1 rRNA gene is annotated in these 345 nt (G+C 54.9%); it reads left to right on the top strand.

The features are described 5' to 3' along the window. A 16S ribosomal RNA gene (locus AB4Z45_RS33105) occupies window positions 1–345 on the top strand; the annotation flags it as partial.

Raw genomic sequence — 345 nt, 5'->3', positions numbered from 1 at the left:
TGGAGAGTTTGATCCTGGCTCAGGACGAACGCTGGCGGCGTGCCTAATACATGCAAGTCGAGCGGACTAGCGTTTTCTTCGGAAAACGCCGGTTAGCGGCGGACGGGTGAGTAACACGTGGGTAACCTGCCTRTAAGACTGGGATAACATTCGGAAACGAATGCTAATACCGGATACGCGATATGGTCGCATGACTGAATCGGGAAAGATGGAGCAATCTATCACTTATAGATGGACCCGCGGCGCATTAGCTAGTTGGTGAGGTAACGGCTCACCAAGGCGACGATGCGTAGCCGACCTGAGAGGGTGATCGGCCACACTGGGACTGAGACACGGCCCAGACTC

Source organism: Paenibacillus sp. MCAF9, from assembly GCF_052114265.1.
GTDB lineage: Bacteria > Bacillota > Bacilli > Paenibacillales > Paenibacillaceae > Pristimantibacillus.
The sequence above is the reverse complement of the archived record's forward strand: the minus strand, read 5'-3'. Positions and strand labels throughout refer to the sequence as shown.